At 70.8% G+C, this 17,424-nt stretch carries 18 protein-coding genes; 11 read left to right on the top strand and 7 right to left on the bottom strand.

The genetic code is table 11. The features are described from left to right. The first annotated feature begins 16 nt into the window (after positions 1-16). Positions 17-2,806 (top strand): DEAD/DEAH box helicase, encoded by a 2,790-nt coding sequence (locus AB0J93_RS10360; protein WP_363920290.1) that lies wholly within the window; start codon positions 17-19, stop codon positions 2,804-2,806. Positions 2,807-2,857: 51 nt separating this feature from the next. Here the strand turns inward: AB0J93_RS10360 and AB0J93_RS10365 are convergent, their stop codons facing one another. Next, complete coding sequence (locus AB0J93_RS10365; protein ID WP_363920292.1) at positions 2,858-3,079, bottom strand: hypothetical protein; 222 nt, start codon at positions 3,077-3,079, stop codon at positions 2,858-2,860. Next, the gene (locus AB0J93_RS10370) at positions 3,076-4,272 is read right to left on the bottom strand and encodes a helix-turn-helix domain-containing protein (RefSeq protein ID WP_363920294.1); all 1,197 of its coding nucleotides are present in this window, start codon (positions 4,270-4,272) and stop codon (positions 3,076-3,078) included. Before AB0J93_RS10370 ends, AB0J93_RS10365 begins: the two co-directional genes overlap by 4 nt. 414 nt (positions 4,273-4,686) lie before the next feature. Between AB0J93_RS10370 and AB0J93_RS10375 the strand changes: the two genes are divergently transcribed. Next, the gene (locus AB0J93_RS10375) at positions 4,687-4,923 is read left to right on the top strand and encodes a winged helix-turn-helix domain-containing protein (RefSeq protein ID WP_363920296.1); all 237 of its coding nucleotides are present in this window, start codon (positions 4,687-4,689) and stop codon (positions 4,921-4,923) included. 246 nt (positions 4,924-5,169) lie between these two features. Here the strand turns inward: AB0J93_RS10375 and AB0J93_RS10380 are convergent, their stop codons facing one another. The 3 genes from AB0J93_RS10380 to AB0J93_RS10390 form a co-directional block, all read right to left on the bottom strand. Further along, a complete protein-coding gene (locus AB0J93_RS10380) occupies positions 5,170-5,670 on the bottom strand; it encodes a hypothetical protein (protein ID WP_363920298.1) in 501 nt (166 codons plus the stop codon). Positions 5,671-5,903: 233 nt separating this feature from the next. Then, positions 5,904-6,359: a GNAT family N-acetyltransferase gene (locus AB0J93_RS10385; protein WP_363920300.1), complete on the bottom strand. Its 456-nt coding sequence runs from the start codon at positions 6,357-6,359 to the stop codon at positions 5,904-5,906. A gap of 92 nt (positions 6,360-6,451) precedes the next feature. Further along, the gene (locus tag AB0J93_RS10390; protein ID WP_363920302.1) at positions 6,452-7,624 is read right to left on the bottom strand and encodes an MFS transporter; all 1,173 of its coding nucleotides are present in this window, start codon (positions 7,622-7,624) and stop codon (positions 6,452-6,454) included. Positions 7,625-7,665: 41 nt separating this feature from the next. Between AB0J93_RS10390 and AB0J93_RS10395 the strand changes: the two genes are divergently transcribed. Further along, complete coding sequence (locus AB0J93_RS10395) at positions 7,666-8,121, top strand: MerR family transcriptional regulator (RefSeq protein WP_363920304.1); 456 nt, start codon at positions 7,666-7,668, stop codon at positions 8,119-8,121. A 135-nt stretch (positions 8,122-8,256) separates the two neighbouring features. On the opposite strand, the gene AB0J93_RS10400 is transcribed toward AB0J93_RS10395, so the two are convergent. Together AB0J93_RS10400 and AB0J93_RS10405 are read right to left on the bottom strand one after the other, a co-directional pair. Continuing rightward, positions 8,257-9,063, bottom strand: a complete 807-nt coding sequence (locus tag AB0J93_RS10400) for an SDR family oxidoreductase (protein WP_363920306.1) — start codon at positions 9,061-9,063, stop codon at positions 8,257-8,259. After that, positions 9,060-9,908 (bottom strand): fumarylacetoacetate hydrolase family protein, encoded by an 849-nt coding sequence (locus tag AB0J93_RS10405; protein ID WP_363920308.1) that lies wholly within the window; start codon positions 9,906-9,908, stop codon positions 9,060-9,062. Before AB0J93_RS10405 ends, AB0J93_RS10400 begins: the two co-directional genes overlap by 4 nt. A 245-nt stretch (positions 9,909-10,153) precedes the next feature. On the opposite strand from AB0J93_RS10405, the gene AB0J93_RS10410 reads away from it, so the two are divergent. The 8 genes from AB0J93_RS10410 (at position 10,154) to AB0J93_RS10445 (ending at position 17,414) form a co-directional block, all read left to right on the top strand. Beyond that, positions 10,154-10,618, top strand: coding sequence for a universal stress protein (locus AB0J93_RS10410; protein ID WP_363920310.1), 465 nt, complete (start codon positions 10,154-10,156; stop codon positions 10,616-10,618). Positions 10,619-10,661: 43 nt separating this feature from the next. Beyond that, positions 10,662-11,282 (top strand): M23 family metallopeptidase, encoded by a 621-nt coding sequence (locus AB0J93_RS10415; RefSeq protein WP_363920312.1) that lies wholly within the window; start codon positions 10,662-10,664, stop codon positions 11,280-11,282. A gap of 35 nt (positions 11,283-11,317) precedes the next feature. Next, positions 11,318-11,779: a hypothetical protein gene (locus AB0J93_RS10420; protein ID WP_363920314.1), complete on the top strand. Its 462-nt coding sequence runs from the start codon at positions 11,318-11,320 to the stop codon at positions 11,777-11,779. Positions 11,780-11,978: 199 nt separating this feature from the next. Then, entirely contained in the window at positions 11,979-13,514 is a 1,536-nt protein-coding gene (locus tag AB0J93_RS10425; RefSeq protein WP_363920316.1) for an ABC transporter substrate-binding protein, read from the top strand. 18 nt (positions 13,515-13,532) lie between these two features. Beyond that, on the top strand, positions 13,533-14,477 hold the full coding sequence (locus tag AB0J93_RS10430; protein WP_164447131.1) for an ABC transporter permease: 945 nt from the start codon (positions 13,533-13,535) through the stop codon (positions 14,475-14,477). After that, complete coding sequence (locus AB0J93_RS10435; protein ID WP_363920318.1) at positions 14,474-15,364, top strand: ABC transporter permease; 891 nt, start codon at positions 14,474-14,476, stop codon at positions 15,362-15,364. Before AB0J93_RS10430 ends, AB0J93_RS10435 begins: the two co-directional genes overlap by 4 nt. Further along, on the top strand, positions 15,361-16,344 hold the full coding sequence (locus AB0J93_RS10440) for an ABC transporter ATP-binding protein (protein WP_363920322.1): 984 nt from the start codon (positions 15,361-15,363) through the stop codon (positions 16,342-16,344). The genes AB0J93_RS10435 and AB0J93_RS10440 overlap by 4 nt, the downstream gene beginning before the upstream one ends. Beyond that, complete coding sequence (locus tag AB0J93_RS10445) at positions 16,341-17,414, top strand: oligopeptide/dipeptide ABC transporter ATP-binding protein (protein WP_363920324.1); 1,074 nt, start codon at positions 16,341-16,343, stop codon at positions 17,412-17,414. Before AB0J93_RS10440 ends, AB0J93_RS10445 begins: the two co-directional genes overlap by 4 nt. Positions 17,415-17,424: the final 10 nt, after the last annotated feature.

Below are 17,424 nucleotides of genomic sequence, written 5' to 3' on the forward strand. Positions count from 1 at the left end.
CGGCATGGTCGGGCGGGTGGCGGGGTACCGGGCCGGGGTGCGGATGGACAAGGCCGAGCGTGCAGAGCTGCGTCGGCTCGTGGCGGACTTCAGGCGATGGGGGCAGCTCGCCCAGCACGTGCGGGACTGGCACCGGGCTGTCCAGCGTGCGGCCGGCAGCGCCGAAGAAGGATTGCGGGACCGCAGCGTCCTGGTGGAGCGCTCCGGCCAGGCCGCGTGGCGGGTGCTCGCGTTGCGGGAGAGCGACCGTGACGTCGTCCGGCGACTCCAGGAGCGGGCCGTGCTTCCCGCGACGACAGCCGTCGACGATGCCCTGCTGCGCCTGCTCACCGATGACGCCTCCCGCGCCGTCGCCGACCTCGCACCCATGCTCGACGTACGTCGCTACCTCGCCGGGCCGGCCAGGAAGCAGTCAGCGGCCACCGCCGCGATGTTCCTACGCGACCGGCACGCGCAGGTCATCGCCGCTGGCAGCCCCGAGCGCCTGGGGTACCTCGGCGTCCCCACCGCACCCAGCGACCCGACCCGGGACAACCTCCGGGACCTGCTCGACCCGTCCCTTCGCTTCGCGCTCCTCGCCGAGCGAAGCGGCCGGGAGCCCGAGCAGGTCGAGCGGACGGGGCAGGAGCGCGGGCCCGCCGGGCGGACCGGTCCGGAGCTCGCCGGGCGGACCGGTCCGGAGCCGGAGCTGGTGGACCGGTCGGTCTTCGCGGGCCTGCCGGCGGCCCTGGCTGCCATCGACAAGGTCGTGGCCGGCGAGGCCGCGTACCGCTCGGCGGCGCGCGAAGCGGTGGAGCAGGTCAGACACGCCGAGGTACAACGGATCCTGCGGGACCTGCCGGTGGACGCCTTGCGGACCGTCACCCGCGACCGGTTCCGACTCGGTCCGCTGGCCGACGCGGGAGTCACCACGGTGCAGGACGTTCTACACCGCGGCGCATCCCTTCAGGCGCTTCCGGGTGTCGGGGAGACCTCGGCCCGTCGCCTGATCGGAGCAGCCAGCACCCTCTGGCAGGCCACGTACGACGACACGCCGGTCCGCATCGACGTCGACCACCGCCCTCCGGAGACCACCCACCTGCTGCGCCGGCTGGCCGAGTGGGACGCGCGCTGGCGCACGCGGGGCGCGGCAGCCGATCTCGAACGCGCGGCCGAACTCGCGCCGCTGGGCGGCACCATCGACCGCAGGACCAGTCACCTCCTGGTGGTGCCGACCCGAGGGCTCGCCGTCGGCGGGCTGCGCGAGAGCATCGAAATCATCAGACGGCGAGCCGAGCTGCTCGGCAGGTCGACCGCACCCGGTCGGCGGAGCGTGCGCGCCGATCCGTGGGACGACTTCCTCAGCCGACCCGCCGACTACTTCGCCATGCTCGCCGAACTGGGATTCACCAGCGGCGACGAGAACGCGGTGCACGGCGATCTCCCAAACGAGATCATCCAGGCGGTACGCGACCAGGCGCTCGACGGCGCGCACCTGACCGCGTCCCTGCGTGGTTATCAGAGCTTCGCCGCGCGCTTCGCCCTGGTCCAACGCAAGGTCATCGTCGGGGACGAGATGGGCCTCGGGAAGACCGTCGAGGCGCTCGCGGTCCTGGCGCACCTGCGCAGCCGGGGAAGTACCCACTTCCTGGTGGTGTGTCCCGCCGCCGTGGTGACCAACTGGGTCCGCGAGATCGGCGGCAAGTCGACGCTTCGTCCACACCGGGTGCACGGTCCGGAACGCGATGCCGCGGCCCGCACCTGGCTGCGGGACGGGGGCGTGGCGGTCACCACCTACGAGACCCTCGCCTGGTGGGAGCCGCAGCTGCGGGAACTCCCTGACCTGGCGTGCGTCGTGGTCGACGAGGCCCACTACGTCAAGAACCCGCAGGCGCAGCGGTCAGTCAGGACGAAGGAGATTGTCGCGCGCGCCGACCGGGCCATCCTGCTCACCGGCACGCCGTTGGAGAACAAGGTCGACGAGTTCCGCAACCTCGCCTCCTACGTGCGCCCCGATCTCACCGTGGACGCCACCGACCTGTCACCCGCGCGGTTCCGGCGGCAGATCGCACCCGCGTACCTGCGCCGCAACCAGGACGACGTGCTCGACGAACTGCCCGAACTCATCGAGGTCGAGGAGTGGCTGCCGATGTCCTCGGCGGACACCGGCTGCTACCGCGAGGCGGTCGAGCGGGGCAACTTCATGCAGATGCGCCAGGCGGCCATGCTTCAGGCCGCCGAGTCCACGAAGGTGCAGCGCCTCGTCGAGATCGTCCGGGAGGCGGCGGAGAACGAGCGCCGAGTCATCGTCTTCTCCCACTTCAGGGAGGTACTCGACGTGATCGCCCGTACCCTTCCCGGCCCGGTCTACGGACCACTGACCGGCTCGGTTCCGGCCAACCACCGGCAGCGGATGGTGGACGACTTCTCCGCCGCCCGCCACGGCGCTGTCCTGGTGGCCCAGATCGTGGCCGGTGGCGTCGGGCTCAACATCCAGGCCGCCTCTGTCGTCGTCATCTGTGAACCTCAGCTCAAGCCGACCACCGAGGCACAGGCCATCGCCCGGGCGCACCGGATGGGGCAGGTCCAGTCCGTGCAGGTCCACCGGCTGCTCTCCGAGGAGGGCGTCGACCAGCGGATCACCGAACTGCTGGCGGGCAAGCGCCGCATCTTCGACGACTTCGCCCGGCTCAGCGACCTGGCCGACGCAAGCCCGGAAGCGGTGGACCTCTCCGAGGCCGAACTCGTCCAGGAAGTGGTGGCCGCCGAACGCCAACGCCTTTTCACCCCCACACCCGAACTCCCGCCCCAGCCCGCGCCTTCGTAACTCACGTCGCCGAACTGTGGCAGTAAAGGTGCCAGCCACCCGGCGTGTCGGCTACCGCGACTGCCACGGATCGGGAGTGTCACCGTTCCCGGTCCAGCGGGTCTGCTTGAGGGTGGTGAGGAGGTTGCGGGCGGCGCTGGCCACGGCACAGTCGGCGACGCGGCAGATCGGGCAGCGACCGTCGGGGGCGGGCTGATGGTCACGCAGCGTCCAGCGGGCGGTCAGGGTGAGCCGGTTGAGGATCTGCGCCAGGGTGAGCAACGGTGCGGTCATGCGCGGGTCACCCCGAGGGTGGCGGCCAGCGCGACGATCGTGGCGGGTGCGCCGGGATGACGGCCCGTGGCGGCGAGCACGTCCCGGGCAGCGGGCCGGTGGCGTACCTCGGCGGGGGCGGTCCGGTCGGCCTCCAGCAGTACCCGGGCCGCGTTCACCGGGTCGGCAACCTGAAGGTACGCACGACTGGCGTCGATCAGGTGGGCGGCCCGATGCTCCGGTGGCAGCCACCGCCAGCCGTCCCGCCCGACGGCAGCCTCGTGGCGGGCGATCGCCTCGTCCGGCGTACCCAACTCGATCGCGACAGCGACCCGGGCGAGCGCCACAGCGGTCGGGCCGAAGCTGGTGCGATGGTGGTCGTTACCGTCGCCGACCTCGGCGGCCAGGTCGGCGGCCTCGTCGACGCGGGCGGCAGCGGCCCGGTCGTCGCCGTGCCGGGCCGCCGCGAGCGCCGCCTGCACGAGCAGCGCACCGCAGAGCGACATGCGCGCCACGTCGAGGTCGGGCGTGCCGATCCGGTACGCCGCCGCCAGTGTCGCCGTGCCCGCCTCCCGCGCGCGACCGGCCGCCCGCAACACTTGACCGAGCTGCACGGTGGCGGCGGCCACCAGCAGCGGATCACCGATCGCGACCGTCATCGCCCGGTCGGCGGCGAGCCAGGCCAGCTCGGTCTCGTCGAGCTTCACCAGCAGCGCGGCGGTCACCCGGTACGCCTCCACCAGCAGCACCCGGCCCGCCTGCGGATCGTGGGCGTGACCGCGCTGCGCCCCGGCCAGCAACTCGGGCAGCAGACCGATAAGCGCCGGGTACCGCGCATGCTGAAAACTGGTCCAGGCATGCGCGACACCCCGCGCCAGCCGAGCGCCGTCCGGCGCGTCCCGGCGCGCCGCCGGCCGATCCAAGGCGATGTCGTACGCGGACAGTGCCGCCCGGATCTGCTCGACGCCCTTGACCCTGGTGGTCGCCTCGGCGGGCCGACTGTCCTGGCCGAGCAGCAACGCCTGATCGATCCGCAGCGCGGCGGCGATGTCCCGCAGCGTCGAAACCTTGTCCAGCGTCCGTACCCCGCGCTCGACCTTGTCCACCCAGCTCTTGGACTTGCCGAGCCGATCGGCGAACACCTGCTGCGACATCCGCCGCCGCGCCCGCCAGTACGCCACCCGCCGCCCGATCGGCACCTGGTCCCTCTTCACGCCGCGCTCCTGTTCAGCTGCGCGTCGACTATCCATGGATTGCCGACCGGGGGAACTTGAGGAGGCCGAATGCTAGTTCCCGCCGTTCCTCTCCCTGATCGTCCAGGACACTGATCTCGTCCGGAGGTACGGCGGCATTCGACTGCATGTCAACGGGGTCGACCATGTGGCACCTTCCGCCCGGTGTCGAATAGGTGCCCACCCCGAACCGTGGGCGTAGCACTGTCCGAGGTGGGTATGCGGGCCGGAACCGCGGAGTTTGCCGAAACCAGGGAACCGGCCCGGACAGCAACCTACTCCAACAAGTTGGAGTAGGTCAAGGAGGTGCATATAGCTAGATCATGAAACTTGCTGGAATAGGTTCCCTCGTGATCAGATTGACGTGCCGAAGCCAGGGAACCGACGGAGATCGACATGCCGACCGAGAGAGTCGACTACCGCCGCATAGCGAACGAGATCACGAGCAAGATCAAATCTGGCGAACTCGCGCCGGGGAAGAAGCTGCCGTCCACGCGCCAACTCGCCGAGCAGTACGGCGTACACATCTCCACGATCCACCGTGTCATGTCGTTGCTCAAAGACAGAGAGTTGGTCGAAGGGCATCCCGGGAAAGGCGTATACGTGGCCGAGCCGGAGCGCGAATCCGAGTAACGCCAGTCTCCGCCTAGTCGGCAACGTCTCCGTTCTGAGAGGTTGGCACAAATCTTGGACATTTTCCGTTAGCGCAGAACAGTAGGTTTCCAAGATCTCATTGCTCTGGTGTTGCACAACGGCCGCGTGTGAAGCGAGACTGCAAGAACCTCAGGGGCCGGTCCTTTCCTTCGACCGCGACAGCTGCACCGAACTTCCTGACCTGGTTGAACCACGGTAAGCGATGCGTGACGGCGTCGACGTAGGTCAGTCGACTCGGAGTGAACGGGTGATCGCTTCGGCGAGCGCCGGGTTGCTGGACACGGCGACGAGGAGTACCTGTCGGTCGGGAACCACCACCACCTGCCGCGTCCGGCCATCCGGCAGCATGTCGCCGCCCCGCAGGACGGGGTGGCCGAATGCTTCGCTCGCCTCGGTGGCGAGCTGGGCGACCGGGTCGAGATCGAGATTCGCGCGCTTTATCTCGGCGTAGTCGACGCGAGGTCTCGGCAACACGGCGCAGCCCGCGATCACATCGAGGTCCACGATGTACGTGTCCCGCATCGGCGTACCGCATTTGAGAGCATTGCGTGGCCACTCCGCTGGCACCGAGATCCGTACGCTCTCGCTGGCCACCTCCTGCTGGGGAGTTGGACCTCGATCACGTATGGCCGCAGTCACCACCGCGGCGAGGGCGAGAACCGCTCCGATCGCGGCGGCAGCGACCGCCATCCGCAGGCCCCTGCGGCTCCTCAGGTCGAGGTTCATCCATGCCCCTCGCCGGTTGTCCGTCTCTCATGTCAACCTAAAATCGGCCCGATCCAATCTATCCGTAGGCCCGAGACCAGGGAGTGTTGTCTCCGGCCTACGGCTGTCGTCGCGATTCGTTCGCGCTCTCAACTCGACAGGGCCGGCACCAGAGACATGGCTCCGGACGTCGCTGGCCGCGAATGTCGCTGCGGAAGCAGCGCTGTGACCAGTGCCCGAGACGAGACCTGTGCTCAGAGGTCGAGCACACCCACCGTCTCGCCGCCGCTCTGCTCGCCGGTAGGTCGGAAGCCGAGCTTCATATAGAAGGCTTCCGGGCCGCCGGGCCGAGGCTTCCAGGTCACGTACGCCTGCGTGCCGCCGCGGACCCGAATCTCCTGGCACACGGCTGCCACGGCGAAGCGACCGTAGCCGCGTCCCTGGGCGTCGGCGGCGATGTTCAGCCGCCAGAGGCCGGACCGTCGGTCGTCGGGATCGCGACCGGCGTTCCACTGGATGTTCAGGAAGGCCATCAGGAACCCGACGAGCGTGTCCCCGTCGTAGATCAGTCTCGGCCAGGCGTTGTCGGGAAAGACGTACGCCTCGGCGAGCGACTTGACCACCGGCCCGACCAGGTCCTCCTGGTCGGGGCGCACGGACAGCGCCAGCGCCGCCTCGTAGTTCTCCGGCGTGATCCTTTCCAACCGCATACGGCGGACCGTAGCGGGCTGGCGACGGCACTAGCGACCCGTTTCCACCGCCCTGGACGCCCCGAGTGCCGCCGGGCCGGCAGACGCTCGCCTCACCGTTGAACCAACGCCTCGGGCGAAGGTCCGCGCGACGACGAGAGCCGGGAGAGGCGGGCGGCGACGAGGGTGGCGGCCAGGACGGAGACGGCAGCGACCGGGCCGATCCAGGCCGGGCTGAGGCCGACGGCGAGCACCGTGCCGCCGAGCGCGGCGCCGAGGGCTCCGGCGGCACCGGCGACCGAGATGTTGACGGCGGCGACCAGGCCGGTGGTGGCCGCGTCGACCTGACCCATCAGCCAGGTCTGGACCAGCGGCACGACCAGGAACGCTGCCGCGCCCAGCAGGGCGAGCCCGGCCAGCGCCAGCGGGGCCACCGGCAGCAGCAGCGGCTGGACCAGCAGGATCGCCGTCAGCGTGCCGACGGCGAGGGGCAGCCGGCGGGCGATCGCCTCGGGGCGTACCCGGCCGGCGAGCAGGTTGCCGGCGATGGTGCCGAGGCCGTAGCCGACCAGACCGACACTTACCCAACCAGGGCTCAGCCCGGTGACGGTGCGCAGCATCGGCGCGACATAGGTGAAGGCGGCCACGAACCCGGTCAACGCCAGCAGGGTGACGCCGAGCCCGGCGTAGATGCCGGGGCGCAGCAGCGCACCGACGCTGTCCCGGACGCCGACCGGTGGCGGGTTGGGAATGCGGGGGCAGAAGACGAGCACACCGAGCAGCCCCAGCGCGGCCATGCCGGCCACGGCCACGAAGGTGACCGGCCAGCCGTACGCCTCACCGATCAGGCTGCCCAGCGGCAGGCCGAGCACGGTGGCCAGGGCGAACCCGCCGAACAGCCGGGCCACCGCGACGGTCTGCCGCTCCGGCGGCACCGAGGCCATGGCCACCTGGGAGGCCACCGCCATGAACAGCGCCTGGGCCAGCGCCGAGCCCAATCGGGCCGACAGCAGCATCGGGTACGAGGTGGCCATGGCGCTGGCCACCGCGGACGCCGTGGCCAGCGCCATGGTGCCGGCGAGCAGTTCCCGGCGGGGTAGCCGGCGGGTCAGCACGGTGGCGACCGGGCCGCCCACGGTGACCACGATCATGTACGCGGTGACCAGCTGTCCGGCGGCGGCAACGGAGACGTCCAGGTCGGTGGCGACCTGGGGGAGCAGGCCGACAAGCACGAACTCGGCGGTGGCCACGGCGAACGAGCAGACGAGGAGCACATAGACGATCACAGGCGGACGCTAAAGCCTCACACCGACGTTAGAGTCAAGCGATGCGGATCGGTGAGTTGAGCGCCCGGACCGGCGCGTCGGTGCGGATGTTGCGGTACTACGAGGAGCAGGGTCTGCTGACGCCGGTACGCACCGAGTCGGGCTACCGGATCTACCAGGAATCCGACGTCGACCGGGTCGCCCGCATCCGGTGCATGCTGTCGGCCGCGCTGCCGTCCGGAGTGGTCGGGCAGGCGCTGCGGTTCCTGCTTGACGGTCGGGCCGCGATCCCCGACGAGCCGGCCGACCGCGCCCGCCTGGCCGACACCCTTCAGGGCGAGTTAAACCTGCTGACCGAGAAGATCGAGTCGCTGCGGTCCAGTCGGGACCTGCTCGCCACCATCGTCGCCGACGTACGCGGTGACGTGGTGGGGCCCGGCCATCCCGGTGACCCGGGCGGCGCGGTGGCCCGCCGGTCGGTCCGCAAGGCTGGCCCGGCGGTCGGTCTCGCCCGCTGAGCTGCCGCCCGGGCCTAGCTCGGGGAAGCCGTAGACCGTGTCGCTCAGGCCCCGCTCGGCGTCGGCGTGGCGAGCCGCGGACCGGGCAGCTCAGGCCCCGCTCTGCGTCAGCGTGGCGGGCCCGGATCGTGCCGCTCAGGCCCCGTTCGGCGGCGTGGGCAGCCGCAGGCCGTGCATGCCGCCGTCGACGGCGAGCACGCTGCCGGTGGTCGATCCGGACAGCGGACTGGCCAGGTACGCGACTGCGGCGGCCACCTCCTGCGGGGTGGTGAGGCGACCGGTGGGCTGGCGGGCCCGCAACGCGGCCAGTTCCGCCGCCGGATCGTCGGCGGCGTCGAGCAGCCGACGCACCCACGGGGTGTCCGCCGTGCCCGGGTTGACGCAGTTCACCCGGATGCCGGCGGTCACGTGGTCGGCGGCCATCGCCAGGGTGAGCGCCTGCACCGCTCCCTTGCTGGCGCTGTAGAGGGCGCGCTGGGGCAGCCCGAGCCAGGCGGCGATGGAGCCGATGTTGACGATCGCGGCGTGCGCGGAGGCGCGCAGGTGCGGCAGCGCGGCCCGGGTCACCCGGACGATACCGACCACGTTGACGTCGAGAACCCGGTGCCATTGCTCATCGTTGTCGGCCTCGATGGTGCCGATCGCACCGACGGCGGCGTTGTTGACCAGGACGTCGAGGCCACCGAACGCGGCATGGGCGGCGGCGATCGCGGCCCGCACGGACCCGTCGTCGGTCACGTCGGCGGCCAGGCCGAGCAACGGCTCGGGTATCCGCTGCGGGTTCAGGTCCAGGCAGGCCACCCGGGCGCCACGCTCTGCCAGCAGGGTGGCGGTGGCCAGGCCGATGCCGGAGGCACCGCCGGTGACCACCGCCGCCAACCCGGCGAACTCGCCCGCGCCGGCGGCGGCGCTGCCGGCGAACGCCTGCCCGTCGCCGGTCACGCCGGTGCCAGCGTCTGCCGTTGCCGGCCCAGGCCGTCGATCTCCAACTCGACCACGTCGCCGGCGACCAGGTACGGCTTGGGTTCCGGCTGCCCGAGGGCGACGCCGGCCGGGGTGCCGGTGTTGATGACGTCACCGGGGTAGAGCACCATGAACTGGCTCAGGTAGCGGACGATCTCGGCCACCGGGAAGACCATGTCCTTGGTGGTGCCGTCCTGCCGGAGCACACCGTTGACCCAGAGCCGCAGCCCGAGGTCCTGCGGATCCGGGACCTCGTCGGCGGTCACCAGCCACGGGCCGAGCGGGTTGAACGTCTCGCAGGACTTGCCCTTGTCCCACTGGCCGCCCCGGTCGAGCTGGAACTCCCGCTCCGAGACGTCGTGCGAGATGGCGTACCCGGCGACGCAGTCCATCGCCGCCTCGGCCGACGGCAGGTAGCGCGCCTTGCGGCCGATGACGACGGCGAGTTCGACCTCCCAGTCCGTCCTGGTGCTGCCGCGGGGCACCAGCACGGGGTCGTCGGGACCGACCACCGTGTCCGCCGCCTTGAGGAAGACCACCGGCTCGGCGGGCAGGGCGGCCCCGGTCTCGGCGGCGTGGTCGCGGTAGTTCAGCCCGATGCAGACGATCTTTCCGGGGTGCAGTGGGGGGCCGATCCGCAGGCCGGTGGGGTCCATCGGAGACAGGTCGTGCGGGGAGATGCCGGCCAGGCGGGCCAGGCCGTCGGTGGCCAGGAAGGCGGGGTCCAGGTCGTCGGTCTCGCCGCTGAGGTCACGGAGTTGGGCGGCCTCGTCGAGCAGTGCCGGCGTTTCCCGCCCCGGCGGACCCACTCGCAGCAGCTTCACCGTCACCCCCAGATACCGCGGCGCGAACGAGCCGCAAGACATGTGATGTCTATCAGGTGATCGTGACGCCTCACAAGGGCCATGATCGACGGTGCCGTCCTCGTCGGTCGAGGTCGCACGGCCCGACCGGGTCGCAGGTCCCGCCCGGCGCAGGGCCGTACGACCTGTCCGGAGGGGACTCCGGCCGCTGGTCCGTCCCACGTCCGCACGCTGCACTGGAAGCAGGACGGAGAGGAGTGAGGACGATGTCGTATCTGATTGTCGTCGGCGTCGATGGTTCGGACGGTGGGCGACGTGCCCTGCAATGGGCGGTCGGTGAGGCGGCCGAGCGCAACGGCACCGTGCAGGCGGTGACCGCCTGGCGGTGGGACGGCCTGGACGGTGGGGCGATGGTCGCGCCGAACCCGGTCGAGGAGGAGGAGCGGGCCACCGCCCTGCTGGCCCGGGAGATCGGCGAGGTCACCCGGGCCACGTCGACGGCACCGGTTTCGGCCGAGGTCGTCGAGGGGCGGCCGGCCGACGTGCTGACCGCCGCCGCCCGTGGCGCCGACCTGCTGGTGCTGGGCAGTCACGGGCACGGCCGGCTGCGGCACACCGTGCTCGGCTCGGTCAGTGAGGAGTGCGTACGCAAGGCGACCTGCCCGGTGGTGGTGCTCCCGGTGCCGGTTCCGGCGCCGAGCGGCCCCGCCGTGCCTGCGGTGCCGGCCTGACGGCGGCCGACGGGGGTTGCCGGTCTCTGACATGCTCTGGGCCGTGACGACCGGCCACCCCCGTTCCCACCGCCGCGCCCGCCGGACCCGGTACGGGCTCCTGTTCAGCCTCGGTATCGTGATCGCCCTGGCCGTGGCGGCCGTGATCGTGCTGCGCCCGCCGGGGCCCCGCCCGCTGTTCCAGATGCCGGTCGCCTGCGGGGAGACCTGGCAGGTCGGCACCTACCCGGGGCACGGCGACTACGACGTGGACTTCTTCCCGCTCTCCGGCGACCCGTGGGGACAACCGGTGCTCGCCTCCTACGAGGGCACCGTCACCGTGGCCGGGATCAACGGATCGCTGGGTGGTCGTACCCCGGACAATCCGGACGGCCCGCGGGGTCGTGGTGGTGGCTACTGGGTGAAGATCGACCACGGCGGCCGGTGGGAGACCCAGTACCTGCACCTGCTGGAGCCGCCGCTGGTGCAGGCCGGCCAGCGGGTCGTCCAGGGCCAGCAGATCGGCCGGATCGGCAGCACCGGCAACTCCGGTGCCCCGCACCTGCACTACGAGCAGCGGCGGGGCTGGGAAAAGGTGGAGACCTACTTCGACGGTGCCCCGTCGGGCATCACCCAGGACGACGCCGAGTACACGCTGCGGCTGACCAGCAACAACTGTCCGTAGCGGGCGATGTCGTACCCACCTGATGGGGTACGGCCATGGGTGTTCTCTATGACTACTTCCGCGCGGCGGACGACGCCGCCGCGATCGGGTTGATGGCGGAGCTCGACGGCGGCCCGGTCGCCGTGTCGGGGGGTCGCCCCGGGGTGGACGCGATCGACCTCAAGGGCATCGAGCCGGCGGTGACCCTCGGCAAGCTGGTCGGCTTCGTGCGCGGGCTGGCCTGGTCCACCGACCTGATCGAGCAGCGGCTGATCTGGAGCGGCGGCGACGAAGGGCCATGGTTGATCGTCCTCGACGACGCCACCAGGGACACCCTGGCGTCGATCACCGCCGCTCAGTCGCCCGAGCTGTCGGCGCGGTGGGGGCAGATCGAGGAGCTGGCCTGGGGTGACCCGCTGCCGCCGGATGAACTGCTGCCGGTGATCGAGGAGATCAGCGCCCTGGCCCGCCGCGCCCGGGCTGCCGGCCACCACCTCTACTGCTGGTGCTGCCTCTGACCGCCCGGGTCACAGCTTGACGGCGAACGTGTCCGCCCGCCGGTCCGAGCCCTGCCGGTCGGCGGGTTTGCGGTTAGCGTGGGCGAGCAGGGAGGCGGCGACCAGGGCATTTTGCCATGTTTTGTGTTGACATCGATTGGTCGGGGGACCAGACTCGCAAGATCTTTCGAGTGCCGGGGAAGAATCCAGGGGGAGGACCATGTCCAGGACCAGATTCAGGTTGGCCGGCGCGACGATCGCCCTGATGCTCGCCGCCGTGGCGGGATGCAGTGGGGGCGAGGGCGTCGACGTCGACGGCAACGACACGGCGGGTGCCGGAGGCGTGCTCAACGCCGCGATCGGCGGCGAGCCCGACCAACTCGACCCGCACAAGACCTCCGCCTACTACAGCTTCCAGGTGTTGGAGAACGTCTTCGACACGCTCGTCGAGCCGGACGCCAACCTGGAGATGAAGCCTTCCCTGGCCACCGAGTGGACCACCAGTGAGGATCAGCTGACCTGGACGTTCACCCTCCGCGAGGGCGTGAAGTTCTCCGACGGCTCGCCGCTGACCGCCGAGGACGTCGTCTACTCCTACAACCGGATCATCGACGAGAAGCTGAACAACGCGTACAAGTTCGGCACCGTGAAGTCGATCGAGGCCACCGACCCGAAGACCGTGGTGGTGACCCTCAACGCGCCGACCCCGAACCTGCTGGCCAACCTCGGTGGCTTCAAGGGCGTGGCGATCGTCCAGAAGTCCAACGTGGAATCCGGTGAGATCACCACCAAGCCGGTCGGCAGCGGGCCGTTCGCCGTGGAGAACTACAGCTCCGGCGACAGCATCCGGTTGGTCCGCAACGACAACTACTGGGGCGAGAAGCCCAAGCTGGACGGCGTCCGGTTCACCTTCGTCAGCGACCCCACGGTCGCCCTGCAGAACCTGCGTGGCGGCGAGGTGCACTGGACCGACAATCTGCCACCGCAGCAGGTGCCGGCGCTGCTCGACGGGGACGACCCGGCGGTGCAGTCGGTGCCGTCGACCGACTACTGGTACCTCGCGCTGAACCAGGCGCGCAAGCCGTACGACGACGTCAACGTCCGTCGGGCGATCGCCTTCGCGCTGGACCGTGAGGCGATCACCAAGGCCGCCAAGTTCGGGCTGGCCACGGTCAACCAGACGGCCATCCCACAGAACAGCGCCTTCTACTACGAGTACGCGCCGTTCTCGCACGACGTGAACCAGGCCAAGCAACTGCTCGATCAAGCCGGGGTGAGCGGCCTGACCATGGACCTCATGGTCACCAGCGAGTACCCGGAGACGGTTACCGCCGCCCAGGTCATCGCCTCGCAGTTGGAAGCCGTCGGGATCACCGTCAAGATCCGTACGCTGGACTTCGCCCAGTGGCTCGACGAGCAGGGCGCCGGCAAGTTCGACTCGTTCATGCTCGGCTGGCTGGGCAACATCGACCCCGACGAGTTCTACTACGCCCAGCACCACAGCGACGGCACGTTCAACTTCCACGAGTACGCCAACCCGAACGTGGACCGGCTACTCGACCAGGCCCGGACGGAAACCGACCAGGCCGCCCGCAAGCAGCAGTACGAGCAGGTGGCCAAGCAGATCGTGGACGACGCCAGCTACATCTACCTCTACAACCCCGACGTCGCCCAGGGCTGGTCGAAGCAGGTCAGCGGCTACGAGGTACGCACGGACCGGGCGATCCGGTTCCGCGACGTGGCTCTCGCCCGGTGACCCGGCGGGGGACCTCAGGTGGCCCGCTTCGTCATCCGTCGGCTGTTGCAGTCGGCCGTGGTACTGCTCGGCGTGACCCTCGTGGTGTTCCTGCTGCTCCAACTGGTGCCGGGTGACCCCGTCCGGGTCGCCCTCGGCACCCGCTTCGACCCGCAGACGTACGAGGCGTTGCGGGCCCGGGCGGGGTTGGATCAGCCACTTGTGGTGCAGTATTTCGACTACCTGCGGCGGGCGCTGACCGGCGACCTCGGGGTCAGCTTCCGCAGTGGACGCCCGGTCACCGCGATCGTGCTGGAGCGGCTGCCGGCGACCCTGTCGCTGGCGGTCACGGCGGTGGTGTTCGCCATGGCGATCGCCTTTCCACTGGGGATCGTCTCGGCCATCCGCAGCGGCTCGCTTGTCGACCACGCGGCCCGGGTGTTCAGCCAGTTCGGTGTCTCGGTGCCGGATTTCTGGATGGGGATCATGGGCATCCTGCTCTTCTCCGGGGTGCTCGGGTGGCTGCCACCGTCGGGGTACGTCGCGCTCACCGAGGATCCGGGGCGCTGGGCGTCCCACGTGGCGCTGCCCGCCGCCACGGTCGGTCTGGTCACCGCCTCGATCCTCACCCGGTTCATCCGCTCGTCGATGCTGGAGGTGCTCTCCGAGGACTACGTGCGCACCGCGGAGGCGAAGGGTCTGCGTACCCGGGTGGTGGTGTTGCGGCACGTGCTGCGCAACGCCCTCATTCCGGTGGTGACCGTGGTGGCGGTGCAGTTGGCCAGCCTGCTCGGCGGGGTGATCGTGATCGAGGTGCTGTTCGCCTGGCCCGGCATCGGGCGGCTCACCTACGACGCCGTCGCGGCCCGGGACTATCCGGTCCTCCAGGGCGCGGTGCTGCTGGTGGCGGCGCTGTTCCTCCTGGTCAACCTGTTGGTCGACATTCTCTACGCCCGTCTCGACCCGAGGATCACGGTCAAATGAGCGAGCAGACGGTCAACCGTGAGGGTCAGCTGCGTCGGGTGCTCGCCGTGCTGCGGCGCGATCCGCTGGCCCTGACCGGCAGCCTGGTGCTGGTGGTGCTGGTCGTGGTGGGCGTGGGCGGCTCCTGGCTGGCGCCGTCGGGAATCAACGAGGTGAACGTCGACCAGATGCTTCAGCCGCCGAGCTGGGCACACCCGTTCGGCACCGACGAACTGGGCCGTGACGTGCTCAGCCGGGTCATGGTCGCCGCCCGGGTGTCGTTGCAGGTCGGCCTGGTCAGCGTCGGAATCGCACTGGTGGTGGGGGCGACCCTCGGGCTGTTCGCCGGTTACTACCGGGGCTGGCTCGACAACGTGCTGATGCGCTGCATGGACGTGCTGTTCGCGTTCCCGGTGCTGCTGCTGGCGGTGGCGATCGTGGCGGTGCTCGGCCCGGGACTGGTCACCGCGATGGTGGCGATCGGGGTGGTCTACACACCGATCTTCGCCCGGGTGACCCGGGCCGGCGTGCTCTCGGTGCGGGAACAGGTCTTCGTCCGGGCCGCGGTCTCGGTCGGCGCGTCCGACCTGCGGATCATGCGTCGGCACGTGTTGCCGAACATCGCGGCACCGCTGATCGTGCAGACGTCGCTCTCGCTGGCCTTCGCGATCCTCTCCGAGGCGGCACTGTCCTTCCTCGGCCTCGGCGTCCAACCGCCCGATCCGGCCTGGGGCCGGATGCTGTTCGACGGGCGCGGGTTCGTCACCGATGCCTGGTGGCTGGGCTTCTTCCCCGGTGCGGCGATCTTCCTCACCGTCCTGGCGTTCAACCTGGTCGGTGACGCGCTGCGGGACGTGCTGGATCCCCGCCAGCTCACCGTCAGCGAAGCCAGGAGGAGCACCGCATGAAGCCGGTACTGGCCGTCGAGGACCTCACCGTCACCATCGGCACCCGGCGTGGTCCGGCCCGCGCCGTCGCCGGCGTCGACTGGTCGGTGCGGCCGGGGGAGACCCTGGCACTGGTCGGCGAGTCCGGCAGCGGCAAGAGCATGAGCGTGCTCGCCGCGACCGGGCTGGCGCCGCGCACCGCCCAGGTGACCGGGCGGGTGCACCTGCTCGACACGGAGCTCACCGCGGTGACCGAGGAACGCCGTCGGCGACTGCGTGGGCGGCACATCGGGTTCGTCTTCCAGGATCCGATGACCTCGCTCAACCCGGTGCTCACCGTCGGCCGGCAGGTCACCGAGGCCGCCGAGGAACACCTCGGGCTGACCCGGCGGGCCGCCCGGTCCCGCGCCGTCGAACTGCTGGACATGGTCGGCATCCCGTCGGCGGGGCAGCGGGTGGAGGCGTACCCGCACCAGTTCTCCGGCGGCATGCGCCAGCGGGTGGTCATCGCCATGGCGCTGGCCTGTGAGCCGGACCTGCTGATCGCCGACGAACCGACCACCGCCCTCGACGTCACCACCCAGGCCCAGATCGTCGAGCTGGTCGCCGACCTGCAACGGCGCCTCGGCACCGCGGTCGTCTGGATCACCCACGACCTCGGTGTGGTCGCCGGCATCGCCGACACCGTGGCGGTCATGTACGGGGGCCGGATCCTCGAACAGGGGCCGGTCGACGCCGTCTTCGGTGCGCCGTCGCACCCGTACACCAAGGCCCTGCTGGCCGCCCGTCCGGACCCGGCGGCCGGCGGCGCTGAGCTGGTCACCATCGCCGGTGCGCCGCCCAGCCCGTTGGAACTGCCGCCGGGCTGCGCGTTCTGGCCCCGCTGCCCGGTGCGGGGGGACGCCCGCTGCGAGCACGAACTTCCGCCGCTGGTACCGGTCTCGGTCGGCCACCAGGTCCGCACCTTCTACCCGCAGCCGAGCGACGGGGAGCGCCGATGAGCGAGCGGCAGCGAGCGGATCATCAGCACCGTACGGTCGTGCCGGCCGACGGCACGGCGCACGCTGCGGTGCCGAAGCAGCGGGAACCGGGCGAGGTGGTGGCCGAACTCGACGATCTGGCGGTGTGGTTCCCGACGCCGGCCGGTGTCGTGCGGGCCGTCGACGGCGTGTCGTTACGGGTACGGCGGGGGGAGACGCTGGGGCTGGTCGGCGAGTCCGGCAGCGGCAAGTCCACCGCCGGGCTCGCCCTGCTCCGGCTGGTGGATCCCACCTCCGGTACGGTCCGGGTCGCCGGCCAGGACGTCACCCGGTGGTCCCGGCGGCGGCTGCGTACGCTGCGTCGCCGGGTGGCCATGGTGTTCCAGGACCCGCAGGCGTCCCTGGATCCCCGGCTCACCATCGGAGCGAGCATCGCCGAGCCGCTGATCGTGCATCGACTCACCGACGGCGGTGCCGCCCGTCGCCGCCGGGTCGACGAACTGCTCGACATGGTCGGGTTGCGCGGCGACCTGGCCGACCGGCATCCCCACGAACTCTCCGGCGGCCAGCGGCAGCGGGTCGGCATCGCCCGTGCCCTGGCCGGCGAACCGGACCTGATCGTGCTGGACGAACCGATCGCCTCGCTCGACCTGAGCGTGCAGGCGCAGATCATGAACCTGCTCCGCCGGCTGCAACGGGACCTGGGCCTGACCTATCTCTTCATCGCCCACGATCTGGCCGCCGTGGAGCACATGAGCGACCGGATGGCGGTGATGTACCTGGGGCGGATCGTGGAGAGCGGCACACCGGCGCAGATCTGGCGGGATCCGGCCCACCCGTACACTGCGGCGCTGCTGTCCGCGGTGCCGGTGGCCGACCCGCAGGCCGAGCGGGAACGCCGCCGGATCATCCTCAGCGGTGACATCCCCAGCCCGGTGGACCCTCCGGGCGGCTGCCGGTTCCGTACCCGCTGCCCGCAGGCCCGGCCGGAGTGCGCCGAGACCGATCCGGTGCTGGCCGAGGTCGACCCCGACCACCGTGCGGCGTGCCTGTTCGCCAAGGAGGCCGTGCGAGCCATGCGCGCGGTGTGACCACGGTGCC

This window comes from Micromonospora sp. NPDC049374 (assembly GCF_040677165.1).
Lineage (GTDB): Bacteria > Actinomycetota > Actinomycetes > Mycobacteriales > Micromonosporaceae > Micromonospora.